This window comes from Desulfamplus magnetovallimortis (genome assembly GCF_900170035.1).
Taxonomy (GTDB): Bacteria; Desulfobacterota; Desulfobacteria; order Desulfobacterales; family Desulfobacteraceae; genus Desulfamplus; species Desulfamplus magnetovallimortis.
Map to the genome: position 1 here is coordinate 28,273 of NZ_LT828549.1, position 14,605 is coordinate 42,877.

The following is a 14,605-nucleotide window of genomic DNA, read 5'->3' on the forward strand; positions in this document are numbered from 1 at the left end:
CAGGACTCCGCCTGGAAAAAGTGGCTCCTGAGGGGCAATGATCGACAATTTCATATCGACAAAACTTTCTCGATGGTGTGCAGATAAGCTCCTAAGCGGGCATGGCTGCGATTCAGTGTTTCTAAAGATATGAATTTGTATCCATTTTCATGGTAAATAAGAATAGGGTGTGCACGAACAAAAAACAACAAGGAACTAACAATGCAGGTGGAAAAGAACCAGAATAGATACAGCTTTGAGGAAGAGATTGCCAATGTGGCAACCCATGGTGTAGGCATACTTTTGAGTATTACTGCCCTTGCTATACTGGTTGCTTTTTCTTCCCTGAATGGTGATGTCTGGCATATAACCAGTACCAGCATATATGGAACAACACTGATCCTGCTTTATACCGCATCCTCTCTTTACCATGGTATTCCTTACTCCAGGGCAAAGCAGCTGCTTCGCAGACTCGACCATGCCGCAATTTTTCTTCTAATTGCCGGCACATATACACCTTTCGTCCTGGTTAGCTTGCGTGGGAATTGGGGGTGGACTCTTTTTTGCCTGGTCTGGGGGATTTCCATTTTGGGCGTGGTTTTGGAAATTGTAAGCAAAAAGCGTTACAAGCGTCTTTCGTTAGGTTTATACTTGGGTTTAGGCTGGATTATCCTGATTGCTACTAAACCTATGTTGGATTCAGTGGAAGCGGGTGGTCTTATCCTTCTGCTTGGAGGCGGTCTTTGCTATTCTTTCGGAGTTATTTTCTATGTTTGGAAGAAGCTTGCCTATAACCATGCAATATGGCATCTGTTTGTTTTGGCCGGTAGTGTACTTCATTTTTTTTCAATATTATTTTATGTTGTAACATGCTGAAATTACTTATAGTGAGTTTGTCATTCCGGGTTTTTTACAGGCTCATCTATTTTGGGTACAGGTTTAAAATTTATCTCTGCTTTTTAAAAGGAACAGTGATTTTGTGATCATTATTTCGTAACTATATGGCGTGTCACCATGAATGATTCAATAAAGTCGGATAATTATCTGAATGCCGGAAAACTTGAAATTATTTACCTTGAAGCTATTTTTGACAAATCTGCTGATGGGCTTTTGATATGCGACAGATTTGGAAGAATTCTCAAGATGAACAAAAGTGCTGAAAGGCTAAATGGAGTCAAAGCATCCGAGGTTCTGGGAAAAGATGTAAGAAGACTTGTCCAGGAGGGGCATATTGACAGATCTGCAACCCAGGAGGTTCTGGAGACAGGCCGCCAGGTAAGTGTTGTCCAGGCAACCCCTGGTTCAGACTATACGCTTCTTGTGACTGGAACTCCTGTTTTTGACAGCAAAAATGAAATTGAATATGTAGTTGTAAATGAGCGTGATATATCCCTTATTGAAAACATGCGGCAGGAGCTTGCAAGGGCACGCAGGGAGTCAGAAGAGATAAAAAGCCGGCTGACTGAACTTACACTGCTGGAACTTAAGGAAAATGATATTGTTGCCCAGAGCAGCTCCATGAAACATACAATTGGACTTGCCCTAAAACTTGCCGGAATTGATGCTTCCAATATCCTTATCCAGGGAGAGTCCGGAACAGGCAAGGGGTTGCTGGCAAAATTCATTCACAAGCATGGTCCGAGGAATAAAGAGCCTTTTATACAGATAAACTGCGCGGCTCTTCCGGAAAATCTTCTTGAGGCAGAACTCTTTGGATATGAAAGGGGCGCTTTTACAGGGGCAAGGGAGACAGGCAAACCCGGTCTTTTCCAGCTCTCTTCAGGGGGTACCCTTTTTCTGGATGAAATAGCAGAACTTACTCCGGCAATACAGGCAAAACTTCTCAAATGCCTTGATGACCACGAGATAATGCCCATAGGGGGCACAATGGCAAAAAAAGTTGACTGCTCAATAATTGCAGCCACCAACCGAAATCTTGAACAGAGAGTTCTTAAAAGGAAGTTCAGACTTGATCTTCTTCATCGTTTAAACACCTTCACCATATCCATTCCCCCTTTAAGGGAGAGACCTGAAGATATTCTTGAACTTGTGGCCATAACTCTTAAAAAGTGCAATAAACAATACAGTAGAAGGGCACATTTGGGACAGAGGGGATTTGAGGCTCTTAAAGCACACTCCTTTCCAGGCAATGTAAGAGAGCTTGTGAATATAATCAAACAGGCGGTAGTTATGTCGGAACGAAGGGTTCTGGATGATTATATTATTCATACCATCACTCCGTTACCTAACCCTTTGACAGACACTTCAGGGAATGCTTCAACATTGTCATTATCAGACTCCACGCCAATTAGCTCCCCATCTATTCCCAAAGGTGACAGCAGCTCTAAACTTCCGGAGAGACTTTTTGCTCTGGAGCATGAACTTCTAATGCAGGCAGCAGCTCAATGTCGTACCACCCGAGAGGCAGCCGTTTTTCTTGGAATCAGCCAGCCAAGTGTTGTTCGCAAGATGCAAAAGCATGATATTGTTATAAAAAATAGATAATCTGTGCAGCCGTATGAGATTATTTATTTAGTAGCGCACTGTCTTATATGAGTTCAAACAATTCATATTTTGAGGCTTTTTTATCAAATGTCAGCACAGAATCACATCCAACATATTTAGCTGAATGAGCTATTAGAAGATCAGAAAGATCACAGTTATTTTTTTGTGCTGAAAAACTCCATTCTTGCAGTACAGAGTGCTGTTCAAATTTTAAAATTGGCATTAGTAAAATATCACTTACAGCATCGAGTATATCATGACGTTGCACTTCATACACTGACTCCAACACCCATATGACTTCCAGCATGACAAGCAATGGAACAAAAAGCTCTTCTTTATCTGATTCAGCTTTTTTAAAAATTGAATAGACTTTTTTAGCCTGTAGTTCGTCATCACCAGTTAAAAATCGAATTAAAATATTTGTATCAATAGCTTTCATTTGAATTTATTTTCCATTCGATTTTTAATAGCATCATTCATCACATCAATAGATACTGTTTTTTGATCTGATTTATGCAGCTTGCAAAAAATATCATCTACTTTTTTGGATATCGGCCTTATTGTCGCCTCTCTCTCTTTAGTCATAATGATTTCTATTTTATCACCAGTATTTATTCCCATGGCATTTCTTATTACTTTAGGAATAGTGACTTGTCCTTTTGTAGTAATGGTAGCTAATGGCATAATGCTTTCCTTCTTTGTTTCTTACTTAATTTAATATCTTACTTAATTTAATATCTTACTTATAGGTAAGATGTTTAAGAAAAGTTGTCAAGAATTTGTTGCAATAATGATATTTCTGATTTGATTATGAATCAATTTGTTGTTCAAGATACTGATATTAATTTGATTTTTTAAAAAAAATTTTTGATTTGATATTGCATCAATAAAATTATTTAATAATTTAAGTATTTTGATTCGATATTATTTGATTTGATTGTGAATCAAGATGGCATTATAAGGTAGTATTTCTTTTTGTTTTTGAATTGATATTCTTTTAATTTCGGCTATTTGATAAAAAATGATATTTTGTGGCACAGTAATTGTATTCATTACATAAGCATTGTATCAGTAAAATTCAGGAAATATGCTGTTTAAATACCACACAGCAAAGCCTTGAAAAATCATTACATTACCACAGGATATTGATATGCAAGAAAAAAACTGGAAACCCTGGCTTCTTTTATCACCTTCACTAATGGCTGTTTTTCTTCTTCTTGTTGTTCCTGTATGTTTTGTGGTTGTTTACAGCTTCTGGCTTAGGGCACCGACCGGTCAGGATATTCCCGCCTTTCAGTTTGGAAACTATGCAAAATTTTTTGCAGATTTCTTTTACCCATCCATATTGCTCAAAACCTTGAGAGTTGCCCTTGAGACAGTTATTCTATGTCTTGTTATGGGGTATATACCTGCCTACTTTTTTTACAGAACAGAATCAAAACTAAAGCCTTTTCTCATGATTCTGGTAATGCTGCCTTTCTGGATAAGTTTTATCATACGTACCCTGAGCTGGATCAATATTCTTGGGGATGCCGGTCTTATCAACCACCTTTTGATGAAAGCAGGAATTATTACAACACCCTTTGCAATGCTTTACAATGAAGGCGCTGTGATAATGGGATTGCTGCAATACCTTTTGCCCTTTATGATCCTTAATATCTATGTAAGCCTTGATGGTATTGACAGAAGTCTCACAGAAGCGGCTAAGAGCCTTGGATGCACGGAATGGCAGGCTTTCAGGGAGGTGACTCTTCCCTTGAGCCTTCCTGGCGTCAGTGCAGGATGTCTGCTTGTTTTTGTACTGACATGCGGAACATATCTGCCTCCCATGATACTTGGAGGGCCTGGGAACGAAATGATAGCTAATCTGATTTTTAAACGCGTCATAGGTACCCTTGACTGGCCATTTGGTTCTGCCATAAGTGCCATATTGCTGTTTCTTTTAATTATCATTGTCTATACATATAACCGCTATATGGGGATTAACCAGATTTTTAAATCCCTGAGTAATGGATAGTCTTTCATCCAACTCCAAAGAATCAGGAAGTGAAAAGTTATGAAAAACATGATTTCCGGATGGACTCTTATCAAGTTATACACAGTTTTTATATATGTCTGGATGTTCACGCCAATTGTGGCTGTTGTAATTCTTGCATTCAATCCCCAGCAGTTTGGAACATTTCCAATGGAGGGATTCAGTTTCAAGTGGTTTGTAAAGCTTTCCCACAATTCAACTATTCTGGATGCTTTTAAAAATTCTCTGGTGCTTGGCTCCCTTACGGCTGTTTTTTCAACGGCCATAGGTGTCCCTGCTGCAATGGCATTTATCCGTTACGATTTTAAGGGTAAGGAGTTTTTGAATACGCTTCTTATAGCACCCATCATGATTCCGGAAGTTGTTCTTGGGGTGGCTCTTCTGCTTTTTATAAGGTGGTTGCAGCAGCCAAAAAGCTTTGTGCTTCTTCTTGTGGGGCATGTGGTTCTGACTCTTCCATATGTACTTTTGATAGTTCAGGCAAGACTTGTGGGAATCAGAAAAGAGTATGAAGAGGCAGCCATGTCACTTGGTGCAAGCCCTTTTCAAACATTCAGGGAGATAACATTTCCTCTGCTTGCTCCGGCTGTTTTTGCAGGAATGCTCTTTGCCTTTACCATTTCGTTTGATGATGTGACAGCAACTCTTTTCTGGGCAACTGCCCAGAATCAGACCGTGCCTGTAAAAATATTCGGCATGTTGAGAAATTCCATAAGTCCGGAGATCAACGCCCTTGGAGCAGTCATGATTGTCCTGACTATATCAATACCCCTTATGGCTGGATATCTCTCGCGTAGGTTTGCAGGGAAAGCTGGAAAATGAAAGATGCCCATAAATAAACCCTCATGATTACGAGGGCATCACAACGATGCATGAAAGTCATGATATATCAGTATGTTATTGAGACTTTCTAATAAATATCAATCAACACAAATAAAGGAGAGAAGAATGGGAAAAGATCTGGAAAGAAAACTGGATGATGTGTACGAAAATTACAAAGAAGGCAATATAACCAGAAGGGATTTTGTGAAATTTTTAGGAATTACCGGTGCATCCCTCGGTATTGCTGGCGGACCGTTTGGCCTTGTGAATAAGGCCTTTTCCGGCGGCAAGTCAATTACATGTCATTCATGGGGCGGTACAACATCTGAAGCATTGCGCAAATTCGCCTTTGATCCATTTACCAAAGCCACCGGCATTGAGGTAATTGATGCAGCTTTTACCGGAATGGATGCTTTTCTCACCCAGGTCAAAGCCTCAATTCCCCCTGGAGGCGAGTTCAATATTGCACATTTAAGTGCGGTCTATGACTATGCACGTTATACAGATTTAGGTTTTGGCGTTGCCCTTGATGAGAGCAAAATTCCAAATCTTGCCAATGTCATGACCAAGATGACAAGTACCCTTAAATCTATATCCAAAGGAACCCTGTCTGCTGTTCCCTATGATCTTGGACAGACAGGTATTGCATATAATACCGAAAAAATATCAAAAGAAAAGGCAGAGAAACTGGGTGCATCCCTTCTTTTTGACAAGGAGCTTAAAGGCAAACTTGGTTCATGGGGCGGAGATTTCAGGACAAACATGTGGTATGCAGCCCTTCATACAGGTCAAAGCCCAAATGATATCAAGGATGTCAAGGCTGTGTGGGATGCACTTGCAGAACAGCGCGGACTTATTAAAAAATACTGGGCATCCGGCTCTGAACTTATGAGTCTTCTGGCCAATGGAGATATATATGCAACTGTGGCATGGTCGGGTCGTGTGGCTGCACTTCAGGAGCAGGGACACCCCATAGGATATCTTGCGCCTGATGGCACATATTCCTGGATGGAGTACATGTATGTGTTGAAGGGTACCGATCTTGAAGTTGCCCAGAAACTTCTCAATTTCATGCTGGAACCAGATGCTGCCATTGCTGTTGCAAAGGGGCAGAACTATCCCACAAGCCTTGATCCCACAAAGGTTCCCATGCCGGATGAAGTTAAAAAACTTCCGGCTTTTGATCCCACTGGAAAACTTGATGGTTACCTTTTTGCTGATCCTGCCTATTGGAATAGCCATCAGATCGATTGGGCAGAGAAATGGGATCGTGTAATGGCAGGCTGAAAATGTGAATTAAACCAGAGATTTAGGAATGATGGTTTAATAGGTAATGACAGAGTTGAAAAGGCATAAATTCCGATAAAATGGAGAATAGTGGTTTGGCACAGGAAAAAGACCCCGCATTTGTAAAATTCCAGGGAATTGAAAAGCGTTTTGGCAAGGTAGTGGCTGTGAAGAAGATGGATTTGGATATTCCGGAAGGCTCATTTGTGACGCTGCTTGGCCCCTCCGGATGTGGGAAAACCACTCTGCTGAGAATGCTTGCGGGCCTTGAGAACCCTACAAGCGGGGATATCTTCATCAAAGGCAAACGTATTAACGATACTCCCATACACAAGCGCAATCTTGGTATGATATTTCAGAATTATGCCCTTTTCCCCCATAAGACCATTTTTGACAATGTTGCCTTTGGATTAAAATACAGAGATGTTCCAAAGGCAAATATAAGGGAAAAGGTGGAAAAAGCCCTGGAGACGGTACGTCTTCCGGGCGTGGGAAACCGGATGCCATCCCAGCTTTCCGGAGGACAGCAGCAGCGCATAGCTCTTGCCAGGGCCATTGTCATTGAACCTGATGTCCTTCTGATGGATGAACCTTTGTCGGCACTGGATGAGAACCTTCGTGAAGATATGAGAAGGGAGATAGACAATCTTCAGCAGGAGCTGGGAGTGACAACCATTTTTGTGACCCATGATCAGCGGGAAGCCCTCTCCATGTCCGACAAGGTTGTTGTCATGAAGGATGGTTTCATACAGCAGGAAGGCGTTCCCGAGGAGGTTTATAATAATTCCGCAAACCATTTTGTTGCAGATTTTCTGGGGCACTCCAATTTTCTTAACGCTGTTGTTGAGGATAGAGAAAACGATTTTCTAAGGGTGCGCCTTGAAGATGGAAGTAGTGCTCTTGTTACTCCTTCAGGTGATTTTGCATCCGGAGAAAAGGCTGAAATTGTGATTCGTGCACAGAAAATGAAACTTGAGTACAGCAGAAATCACAACAGTGAAGAGAAGATGAACTTTTTCTCAGGAACGGTTGTGGACAGAAGTTATATGGGTGGTGAGGTTAGCTATTTTGTCCAACTGCCGGGGAAACAGGTACTTCATGTGATCAACTTTGTCAAAAGGAGTCCATACCGAAGGGGCGACGAAGTGGTGATAACTGTTGATCCTTACCATTGCAGATTGTTAAAGATGTGAGTTGAGTAAATTGTCAATTCAATTCAATTTGATTTTTTCTTAAGTGCGGAATACGGGATATATGTTTTGAAATTTTTACATTCAAGCTCTGAAAACAGCTCACTACCTGAAAAAAAGAGCTTTTTGTGGATCAAGCAGAACCTTGATCCTGAATGGAGCTATATTGTTTTTGAAAACAGCCTTAAGAGAAGAGAAAACAGCTTGAAATCATCCATATTTGATTCTGACTGTATATTTTATGCATCCCTTGCAAGGGAGGAGTATGGATGGCTGAAAGTTTTTGATGAGGAGCGGGAATGTGAGTTTCTGGTTATCCGTATTCCGCCAGGAAACGAAGAGAAGGTACTCGGCAGGGTTCTGGGTTATGGTTTTCCAGAAGAGACTGTTTATTATTTGTATAAAAAAGCATAAACATATCATGGGCTTATACTTCGATTGTGGCGGTAATGGCGCCATGTACGTTTTATATGAAAGTCTCTGTAACAGCCTGTTTTAAAAATGACTTTCACTCCTTCGATTGTGGCGGATATCCGCCATGTACGTTATATGAAAGTCCCCGCAAATGGCTGTTTTTATAAAGACTTTCAACACTTCAATTGTGGCGGTGAACCGCCATGTTGGTTATAATGTAATGGATAATTTGGTGGTTTAAATGAAAGAGAACAGAGATATAAAGCTGCCGGTCTTTTTTGAGTATTCAAAAAAAGAGCTTGAAGTGCCACTGTCTGTATTGACGGACGGAGTTATTGAATTTTTGGAGCTATACGGAAACTCCCAGTTCTGCGGTCGTGAATTTGCAAAAATGACAGGGAATGGCAATGGCCGTACAAAATTTGCAGAGCTTTTGCGGATTACAGGATATCAGGGTGATCCAAAAAGTTTTTTTACAAGGGTATTAGAGGCCATCGGCAGATCAGATGCACAATCGCTGACACTTAACCGGATTACATTGCCACATATTCTCCTTGTGGCCATTCTGGAGAAGGTGGTTCCTGGTCACGGATATCTCTCCATAAGAGATACAGAAGAGCTTGAAATAGCCACAAACCTAAATATTCCGGATAATCAGCGTCTTGATCTCAAGAAGGTGATGGATAAATATCCAGTTCGCCTCTCCCGCCATACAATACGTCAGATGATGGTATCCCGGGATGTTGCCTATCAATACATGCCTTTTGTTGAAGAGCTTGATTCCGTGGGGCATACCAATACCTGGATTGGCCAGTTCCATGAGGGACTTCTTGAGCAGATGTATCAGAATCGCGTTATTTTTCTTCTCAACATGAGCTGCCCTGTCTATTGCCGCTTCTGTTTCAGAAAGCATAAAGAGTCCAGGAACGAAAAAAACCCAACACCAAAGGAAGTGATGGCAGCGGTTGAGCATGTCAGAAATTCACCATCCATAAAGGAGATTGTTGTAACTGGTGGAGATCCCTTCATGAATCGGAAAAACATGGCAGCCACAATTGACGGTCTCATGACAGTGGATCATGTCCAAACCCTGCGCCTTGCCACAAGATCGGTTGCCTATTATCCTGACCTTTTTCTGGAAAACGACTCTGCGTATCTTAAGTATCTGAAACAGAAAAACCTTGAGCTTCAGCAAAATGGCAAACGCATGGAGGTTGCAACCCATTTTATCCATCCTGACGAGATATCGCCGGAAAGCCTTGATATCATATCGGATCTTGTGCAAAACGGGATTGCTGTCTATATCCAGACCCCGTTTTTAAGTGACTGCAACGATACCGGACCTGAACTTGTAAGGCTTTTCGGCCTGTTGAGAGGGGCAGGAGCCGAGCTTCATTATATATATATCCCATGCAGTCCCATTCATGGAAATTCCATCTACTGGAAACCTCTTTCCGACGGGATTAATGTGGCTTTGCACCTTCGGGCGCATCTTTCCGATCGAGTGATACCAAGGATATGCACTGCCACACCCATAGGCAAGATGGACTGGCACAGCAGTGGCTGGGCTGTGGAAAAAGTTGCCGATAATGAAAATTTCATATGGATAAGAACTCCCTACACTCCTGAATATTTTAAGGCTTTTGCCCCACTTGCAAATGAGTTGACCAACATAAGGGTTAATGCCGAAGGGACAATTGATATCCAGTACATGGCCAAAATGGGGGATGAATCTTTTCTCATTGGCAACAGGCCGCCTAAAAAAGCACCTGCAAACAACACGGCATCTGATGCCGAAATCTCAAGCCTCCGACAACAACTTGTTTATACATGCCAGACAGTTGAATCCATTGTGCCAACGGGTATCCCTTCTTTAAAACGGCTTCATGAAACACGGGTGCTCATTGACCCTTTTGGAGTAGGAGCAAAGGAGATAGCCTATATAAAGGATGATCACAGGATAACCGATGTGGTGGTGGCACCTTTTTCAACCGCAGGAGACTTTGTTGTTCCAGGAATGGGCGATGCCATTGAATCTTTGTATGAAATCAACCGGCTGGTAAAGCAGCTCAGTGAGATTGAGCATGTAAATGCAGTAAGGCTTAGATCCATGAAATTTTCAGTTGAACCTGAATCATTTACCCGTGGTGTAATCAATACATTGGGAGATTTTAACCGTCTTTCTGTTGTCAATCCCCTTCGTCTTGAGATAGAGACATGGTTTCTCAAGGCTTGTGATATAACCGATGCCCATGCTGAAGTTGTACGAAAGCTTAATAATAAAGGAATCACTGTTTATTGTAATGTACCGCTTCTGGGCGGTGTTAATGATACAGACAGTGCAATTCATGATATGGCATATGTGCTTCGCAAAACAAAAATCGAGTTTCATCATCTCTATGTGGCTGGGCTTCCCATCCAGAGCGAATGGAACAGACGCCGCCCTGTTGATTCATACGATATTGTACAGATTGCCACAAAGGTAAGAAGGGAAGGTTCCGGAAGGGAGATTCCAAGATATATAATAATGACACCCCTTGGAGAGGTCGATTATGGTTTAACATCAAAGTTTATAATTGATTCCAATACTTTAAATGGCGAAAGTCCACTTAAATTAAAACTTTCATGTTATGATGAGAGTTACTATAAGGGTCTTGCTTATAATAAAGAAGTAGAGGGAAAAGCTCTATTTCCTGACGGCGTGGAATTTTCATTACCGGATGGTGTGGAAATAGATGAAGATGGAAACCCTGTTGTTGAAATAACCGGCCTTATAAAAACAAATGACTTTCCTGTTTCCTGACAGAATCACACGAAGTAAATATTGAATTTGTCTGAATCAGGATAACCAGGATGGATAGGATGTTCAGGATAGACAATCCTGCCTTATCTTTGTTAATCTTGGATATCCTGATTCAGTCAGTATTGACAAGGTTCAAAAGATCATAGGTATCGTCTTTGAGCATCTTGCCAATGGTAAAAATAACCGAACGGTAGAACGGTAGAGACGCAATGCATTGCGTCTCTATTTTGTTTTTTGGGTGAAAACTGTGGGAGTTAATTGAAAAAATGAGATATCCTTATATTGCATACAGTGATAAGGTAACTGTTCATCCCCTCTTCAAGTGGCTGACAGGAGAGCCTTTTGTTATTAGCATGGCTGCCGGTTCTGATTTGTATGACCAGGTGGATCTTTTGAATCAGAGAGCTTTTCAGGAGTGGCTTGATAAAAAAATAGATAGAAATTCCCCACATAGGCGTGATCAAGTGCCTCCTTTACATAAATGGGGTGTTGCCTCATACCTTGAAAACCGCGAACCCCTTTTATACAAGTATCCCCAGATGAAAGAAGAGCAGCGCTATTTTCATCTCGGTCTTGATATTATAGTTGGATGCGGAGTTCCCCTTTATGCCCCCCTTGATGCTGTTGTAAAGGAGAGCGGATATGAGGAAGGGGAGGGCAATTATGGCGGTAATGTCCTTTTGATGCATGAAAGTCCATTTTTTGAGACATTTTACAGTCTCTACGGCCATCTGAATCGGGAGAGGCTTCCTGCACCCGGCGATAGTTTCAGGGCAGGGGAGGCATTTGCCTTTATCGGTGATTTTCATGAGAACGGTAACTGGTTCTACCATACCCATCTTCAGGTTATTACACAAAAGGGCTATGAGCAGGGGTTTGTCTCTAAGGGATACTGTTCTGCCGAAGATCTTAAAGTGATTGACACCCTATGTCCATCTCCTTTGTTACTCTTCAAGACTTAGAGTTTTTCAGAAGATATACCGGTATTTTGGGAAGACAAGGCCGACAATTGCATCGGCTTTATTCTTTTATAACTTCCTCGGTTTATGGAAATTAATATAACGTTTGATCCAGTCGCAGTAACTTCTTTCTGTATGAATGGAGTATCTGCGTACCCTCATTATGGCTCTGATTTCATCTAATAATTTGGGTTTATTTTCTGTTGATATGGTATGATTCATTTGATATGGAGTTTTTTAGTTATTTGTCATAAAAGAGTAACAATACTATTTGTTTTTATATTTAAGCCATTAGTTTATTCTTTGTATTATCACAAGTAAGAGCGTAATAATTGTTTTCTCAAAGGCATTTTTCAATGACAGATTGCATATCCGGATGGGGATTGCCCCTGATTTTGCAGGTTTTCCAGACAAAATGAGCATGGAAAAGCCGGATTCATGCCGGAATTTGTTGACGGGCTGTGCATTGGATAGTACAGGAAATATAGTTTTTCTATTAGCAAACAATGTGCCACTGATGGGAAAAACATTGATTTGCGGGGGCTGAAGATAAAATTCGGCTTCATATAACCAGTCGTACCACCGCCAGCCGATTAGGGCTGTGGATGTATCGTAGGCTTTTGCGGCTGACGGTGTACTCAACGTTTGGTTTGAAATTATAAACGGCTATAAATACTATTGATATTGCCGAGGTTTGTGAATTATACAAGTATCAATAATTTCACAGGTCAACAAAACCACAAATTAAGGTAACACAATGTCTGATGTAACCAGAAGAAAATTTCTCAGTGCGGCGGCGAGCAGTACAGCCTTGGTTGTATTAAAACCATCAGGGCTTTTTGCAGCACAAAAAGAATTTGAAATATTGCCGTCACCTTCAATCGGTGGAAGTAAATCATTGATGTCTGCATTGAAAAACCTCAAATCCACACGATCATTCAGTAATAAACCATTGCCTCAACAAGTTTTGTCTGATCTTCTCTGGGCAGCTTTTGGAGTCAACCGACCGGAAACAGGAGATCGAACTGCACCTTCACCCATGAGCAGTCAAGAAATTGAAATATATGTGGTCACAGTAAATGGGCTATTTTTGTATGATGCCCGTTTTCATCAGCTGGTGCAACTTTCAACTGAAGATATCCGTAGCTTTTGTGGAACACAAGGCTTCGTAGCGCACGCTCCACTGAATCTAATCTATGTTGCTGATTTCTCGAAATTAGGAAACAAAAATAATGACAAGAAAATGTTTTATTCAGCCGCAGATACCGGATTCATAAGCCAGAACGTGTATCTTTATTGTGTTGCTTTTGGCTTGGGAACAGTCGTGCGTGACTGGATTGATAGACCATCACTTGCAGCAAAAATTAATCTTAGAGAAGACCAGAAGATCATTCTTGCTCAAAGTGTTGGATATCCAAAATAAGAATTTTATCATGATCTTGGACAGATCAAAAGATACGGAAAGTAGAAACACCATATATGGTAGAGAGCGGGGTCGGGCCATCATAACAGATCATAATCATTGAGAAATCTCTCTATTTGCCTCAATATAAAGGGCTTATATCGAACTTTTTGACACCGAAATCAGAAAATGGCACGAGTAAAAAGACATTATATTCCTGGCCAGTTGTGGCACATAACCACCGCTGTAACCAACGAGAATTTCTTTTGAAATTTGCCAAAGACAAAAGGGTATGGATTCAATGGTTGTTTGAATCCAAACGACGTTATGGGTTGACCATTTTGAATTACGTGGTGACCTCCAACCATATTCATCTTTTGGTGGTCGATAATGGAGTCCGTGAGACCATACCGAAACCCATACAGTTGACAGCAGGACGTTGTGCCCAGGAATACAATCTTCGAAAAAACCGCAAAGGTGCATATTGGGAATATCGTTACCATGCAGCCGCCATTGAAAGTGGGAGACACCTGAGTAATATGAGCTGAGAGAAGAAACATACCCCTATGACTTCAATTTGTGGTCTAAAAAAGAAGATATATCCCTTGGAAATATGTACTGTTGGACTTAATTGTAAATGATTTCAAGTTATTATGGTGGCCCGACCCCGCAGATAAAAAAAAATTGGAGATTCCACTGAAACCGTTGAGCTCTGGAAAACAGAAGGGATAACATTGAAGCCTAAAGTTTATATTGAAACATCGGTAGTAAGTTATTTAACAGCACGACCAAGTAATGACCTCCGTGCTATGGCAAGACAAAATGCTACTGCTGAGTGGTGGGATACGCAGCGTAAGAAATACGATCTTGTAATCTCTGAATTCGTTATTGCTGAAGCCAGTTTGGGAGACCCTGAAGCATCAAAACGTCGCCTTGCAGTATTGGAAAATATTATGGAACTCAAGGTGACTAATGATGTTAAAATACTTGGGAATGAGCTTTTGAAATCCGAAGCCTTACCCATAAAAGCTAAAATTGATGCCTACCATGTGGCTGTTGCAACTGTAAATGGAATTGAATACCTGCTTACATGGAATTGCACTCAAATAGCCAATGCTCATATGCGTCCAAAAATTGAATTAACTTGCAGAGCAATGGGTTATGAGCCTGCCTTAATATGTACACCAGATGAATTAATGGAGAGTTAAA

15 protein-coding genes are annotated in these 14,605 nt (G+C 41.1%); 12 read left to right on the plus strand and 3 right to left on the minus strand.

What is annotated here, in order from left to right:
- Window positions 1–201 precede the first annotated feature (201 nt).
- A complete protein-coding gene (trhA, locus tag MTBBW1_RS16005; protein WP_080804810.1) occupies window positions 202–855 on the plus strand; it encodes a PAQR family membrane homeostasis protein TrhA in 654 nt (217 codons plus the stop codon).
- Between the two features lie 138 nt (window positions 856–993).
- Window positions 994–2,484, plus strand: coding sequence for a sigma-54 interaction domain-containing protein (locus tag MTBBW1_RS16010; RefSeq protein WP_080804812.1), 1,491 nt, complete (start codon window positions 994–996; stop codon window positions 2,482–2,484).
- A gap of 43 nt (window positions 2,485–2,527) precedes the next feature.
- Here the strand turns inward: MTBBW1_RS16010 and MTBBW1_RS16015 are convergent, their stop codons facing one another.
- Window positions 2,528–2,923 carry a type II toxin-antitoxin system VapC family toxin gene (locus tag MTBBW1_RS16015; RefSeq protein WP_080804814.1) on the minus strand — a complete coding sequence of 132 codons (396 nt, stop codon included), beginning with the start codon at window positions 2,921–2,923 and terminating at the stop codon, window positions 2,528–2,530.
- Entirely contained in the window at window positions 2,920–3,168 is a 249-nt protein-coding gene (locus tag MTBBW1_RS16020) for an AbrB/MazE/SpoVT family DNA-binding domain-containing protein (protein WP_080804816.1), read from the minus strand. Before MTBBW1_RS16020 ends, MTBBW1_RS16015 begins: the two co-directional genes overlap by 4 nt.
- A gap of 466 nt (window positions 3,169–3,634) precedes the next feature.
- On the opposite strand from MTBBW1_RS16020, the gene MTBBW1_RS16025 reads away from it, so the two are divergent.
- The 7 genes from MTBBW1_RS16025 to MTBBW1_RS16055 all read left to right on the plus strand — a co-directional run bounded on the left by MTBBW1_RS16025 (window position 3,635) and on the right by MTBBW1_RS16055 (window position 11,997).
- Complete coding sequence (locus tag MTBBW1_RS16025) at window positions 3,635–4,501, plus strand: ABC transporter permease (RefSeq protein ID WP_080804818.1); 867 nt, start codon at window positions 3,635–3,637, stop codon at window positions 4,499–4,501.
- Between the two features lie 39 nt (window positions 4,502–4,540).
- Complete coding sequence (locus MTBBW1_RS16030; RefSeq protein WP_080804820.1) at window positions 4,541–5,341, plus strand: ABC transporter permease; 801 nt, start codon at window positions 4,541–4,543, stop codon at window positions 5,339–5,341.
- Window positions 5,342–5,467: 126 nt separating this feature from the next.
- Window positions 5,468–6,628 (plus strand): extracellular solute-binding protein, encoded by a 1,161-nt coding sequence (locus MTBBW1_RS16035; protein ID WP_080804822.1) that lies wholly within the window; start codon window positions 5,468–5,470, stop codon window positions 6,626–6,628.
- 95 nt (window positions 6,629–6,723) lie between these two features.
- Window positions 6,724–7,821, plus strand: coding sequence for an ABC transporter ATP-binding protein (locus MTBBW1_RS16040; protein ID WP_080804824.1), 1,098 nt, complete (start codon window positions 6,724–6,726; stop codon window positions 7,819–7,821).
- Between the two features lie 66 nt (window positions 7,822–7,887).
- Complete coding sequence (locus tag MTBBW1_RS16045) at window positions 7,888–8,232, plus strand: hypothetical protein (protein ID WP_080804826.1); 345 nt, start codon at window positions 7,888–7,890, stop codon at window positions 8,230–8,232.
- Between the two features lie 241 nt (window positions 8,233–8,473).
- Window positions 8,474–11,035 (plus strand): radical SAM protein, encoded by a 2,562-nt coding sequence (locus tag MTBBW1_RS16050; RefSeq protein ID WP_080804828.1) that lies wholly within the window; start codon window positions 8,474–8,476, stop codon window positions 11,033–11,035.
- Between the two features lie 266 nt (window positions 11,036–11,301).
- Entirely contained in the window at window positions 11,302–11,997 is a 696-nt protein-coding gene (locus MTBBW1_RS16055; protein ID WP_080804830.1) for a peptidoglycan DD-metalloendopeptidase family protein, read from the plus strand.
- 66 nt (window positions 11,998–12,063) lie between these two features.
- Here MTBBW1_RS16055 and MTBBW1_RS30390 read toward each other — a convergent pair whose 3' ends face one another.
- Window positions 12,064–12,216: a phage integrase N-terminal SAM-like domain-containing protein gene (locus tag MTBBW1_RS30390; protein ID WP_087881784.1), complete on the minus strand. Its 153-nt coding sequence runs from the start codon at window positions 12,214–12,216 to the stop codon at window positions 12,064–12,066.
- A 535-nt stretch (window positions 12,217–12,751) separates the two neighbouring features.
- Between MTBBW1_RS30390 and MTBBW1_RS16065 the strand changes: the two genes are divergently transcribed.
- From MTBBW1_RS16065 to MTBBW1_RS16075, 3 genes are all read left to right on the plus strand, one after another.
- Window positions 12,752–13,417: a nitroreductase family protein gene (locus MTBBW1_RS16065; RefSeq protein ID WP_080804832.1), complete on the plus strand. Its 666-nt coding sequence runs from the start codon at window positions 12,752–12,754 to the stop codon at window positions 13,415–13,417.
- 245 nt (window positions 13,418–13,662) lie between these two features.
- A complete protein-coding gene (locus MTBBW1_RS16070) occupies window positions 13,663–13,944 on the plus strand; it encodes a transposase (protein WP_245809428.1) in 282 nt (93 codons plus the stop codon).
- A 186-nt stretch (window positions 13,945–14,130) separates the two neighbouring features.
- Window positions 14,131–14,604, plus strand: a complete 474-nt coding sequence (locus MTBBW1_RS16075) for a type II toxin-antitoxin system VapC family toxin (protein ID WP_080804834.1) — start codon at window positions 14,131–14,133, stop codon at window positions 14,602–14,604.
- The last annotated feature ends 1 nt before the right edge of the window (window position 14,605 follow it).

Coding starts and splice junctions, on each gene's coding strand:
- MTBBW1_RS16010 (WP_080804812.1), top strand. CDS start 994: ATGAATGATTCAATAAAGTCGGATAATTATCTGAATGCCGGAAAACTT.
- MTBBW1_RS16055 (WP_080804830.1), top strand. CDS start 11,302: ATGAGATATCCTTATATTGCATACAGTGATAAGGTAACTGTTCATCCC.
- MTBBW1_RS16065 (WP_080804832.1), top strand. CDS start 12,752: ATGTCTGATGTAACCAGAAGAAAATTTCTCAGTGCGGCGGCGAGCAGT.
- MTBBW1_RS16030 (WP_080804820.1), top strand. CDS start 4,541: ATGAAAAACATGATTTCCGGATGGACTCTTATCAAGTTATACACAGTT.
- trhA (WP_080804810.1), top strand. CDS start 202: ATGCAGGTGGAAAAGAACCAGAATAGATACAGCTTTGAGGAAGAGATT.
- MTBBW1_RS16035 (WP_080804822.1), top strand. CDS start 5,468: ATGGGAAAAGATCTGGAAAGAAAACTGGATGATGTGTACGAAAATTAC.
- MTBBW1_RS16020 (WP_080804816.1), bottom strand. CDS start 3,168: ATGCCATTAGCTACCATTACTACAAAAGGACAAGTCACTATTCCTAAA.
- MTBBW1_RS16025 (WP_080804818.1), top strand. CDS start 3,635: ATGCAAGAAAAAAACTGGAAACCCTGGCTTCTTTTATCACCTTCACTA.
- MTBBW1_RS30390 (WP_087881784.1), bottom strand. CDS start 12,216: ATGAATCATACCATATCAACAGAAAATAAACCCAAATTATTAGATGAA.
- MTBBW1_RS16015 (WP_080804814.1), bottom strand. CDS start 2,923: ATGAAAGCTATTGATACAAATATTTTAATTCGATTTTTAACTGGTGAT.
- MTBBW1_RS16050 (WP_080804828.1), top strand. CDS start 8,474: ATGAAAGAGAACAGAGATATAAAGCTGCCGGTCTTTTTTGAGTATTCA.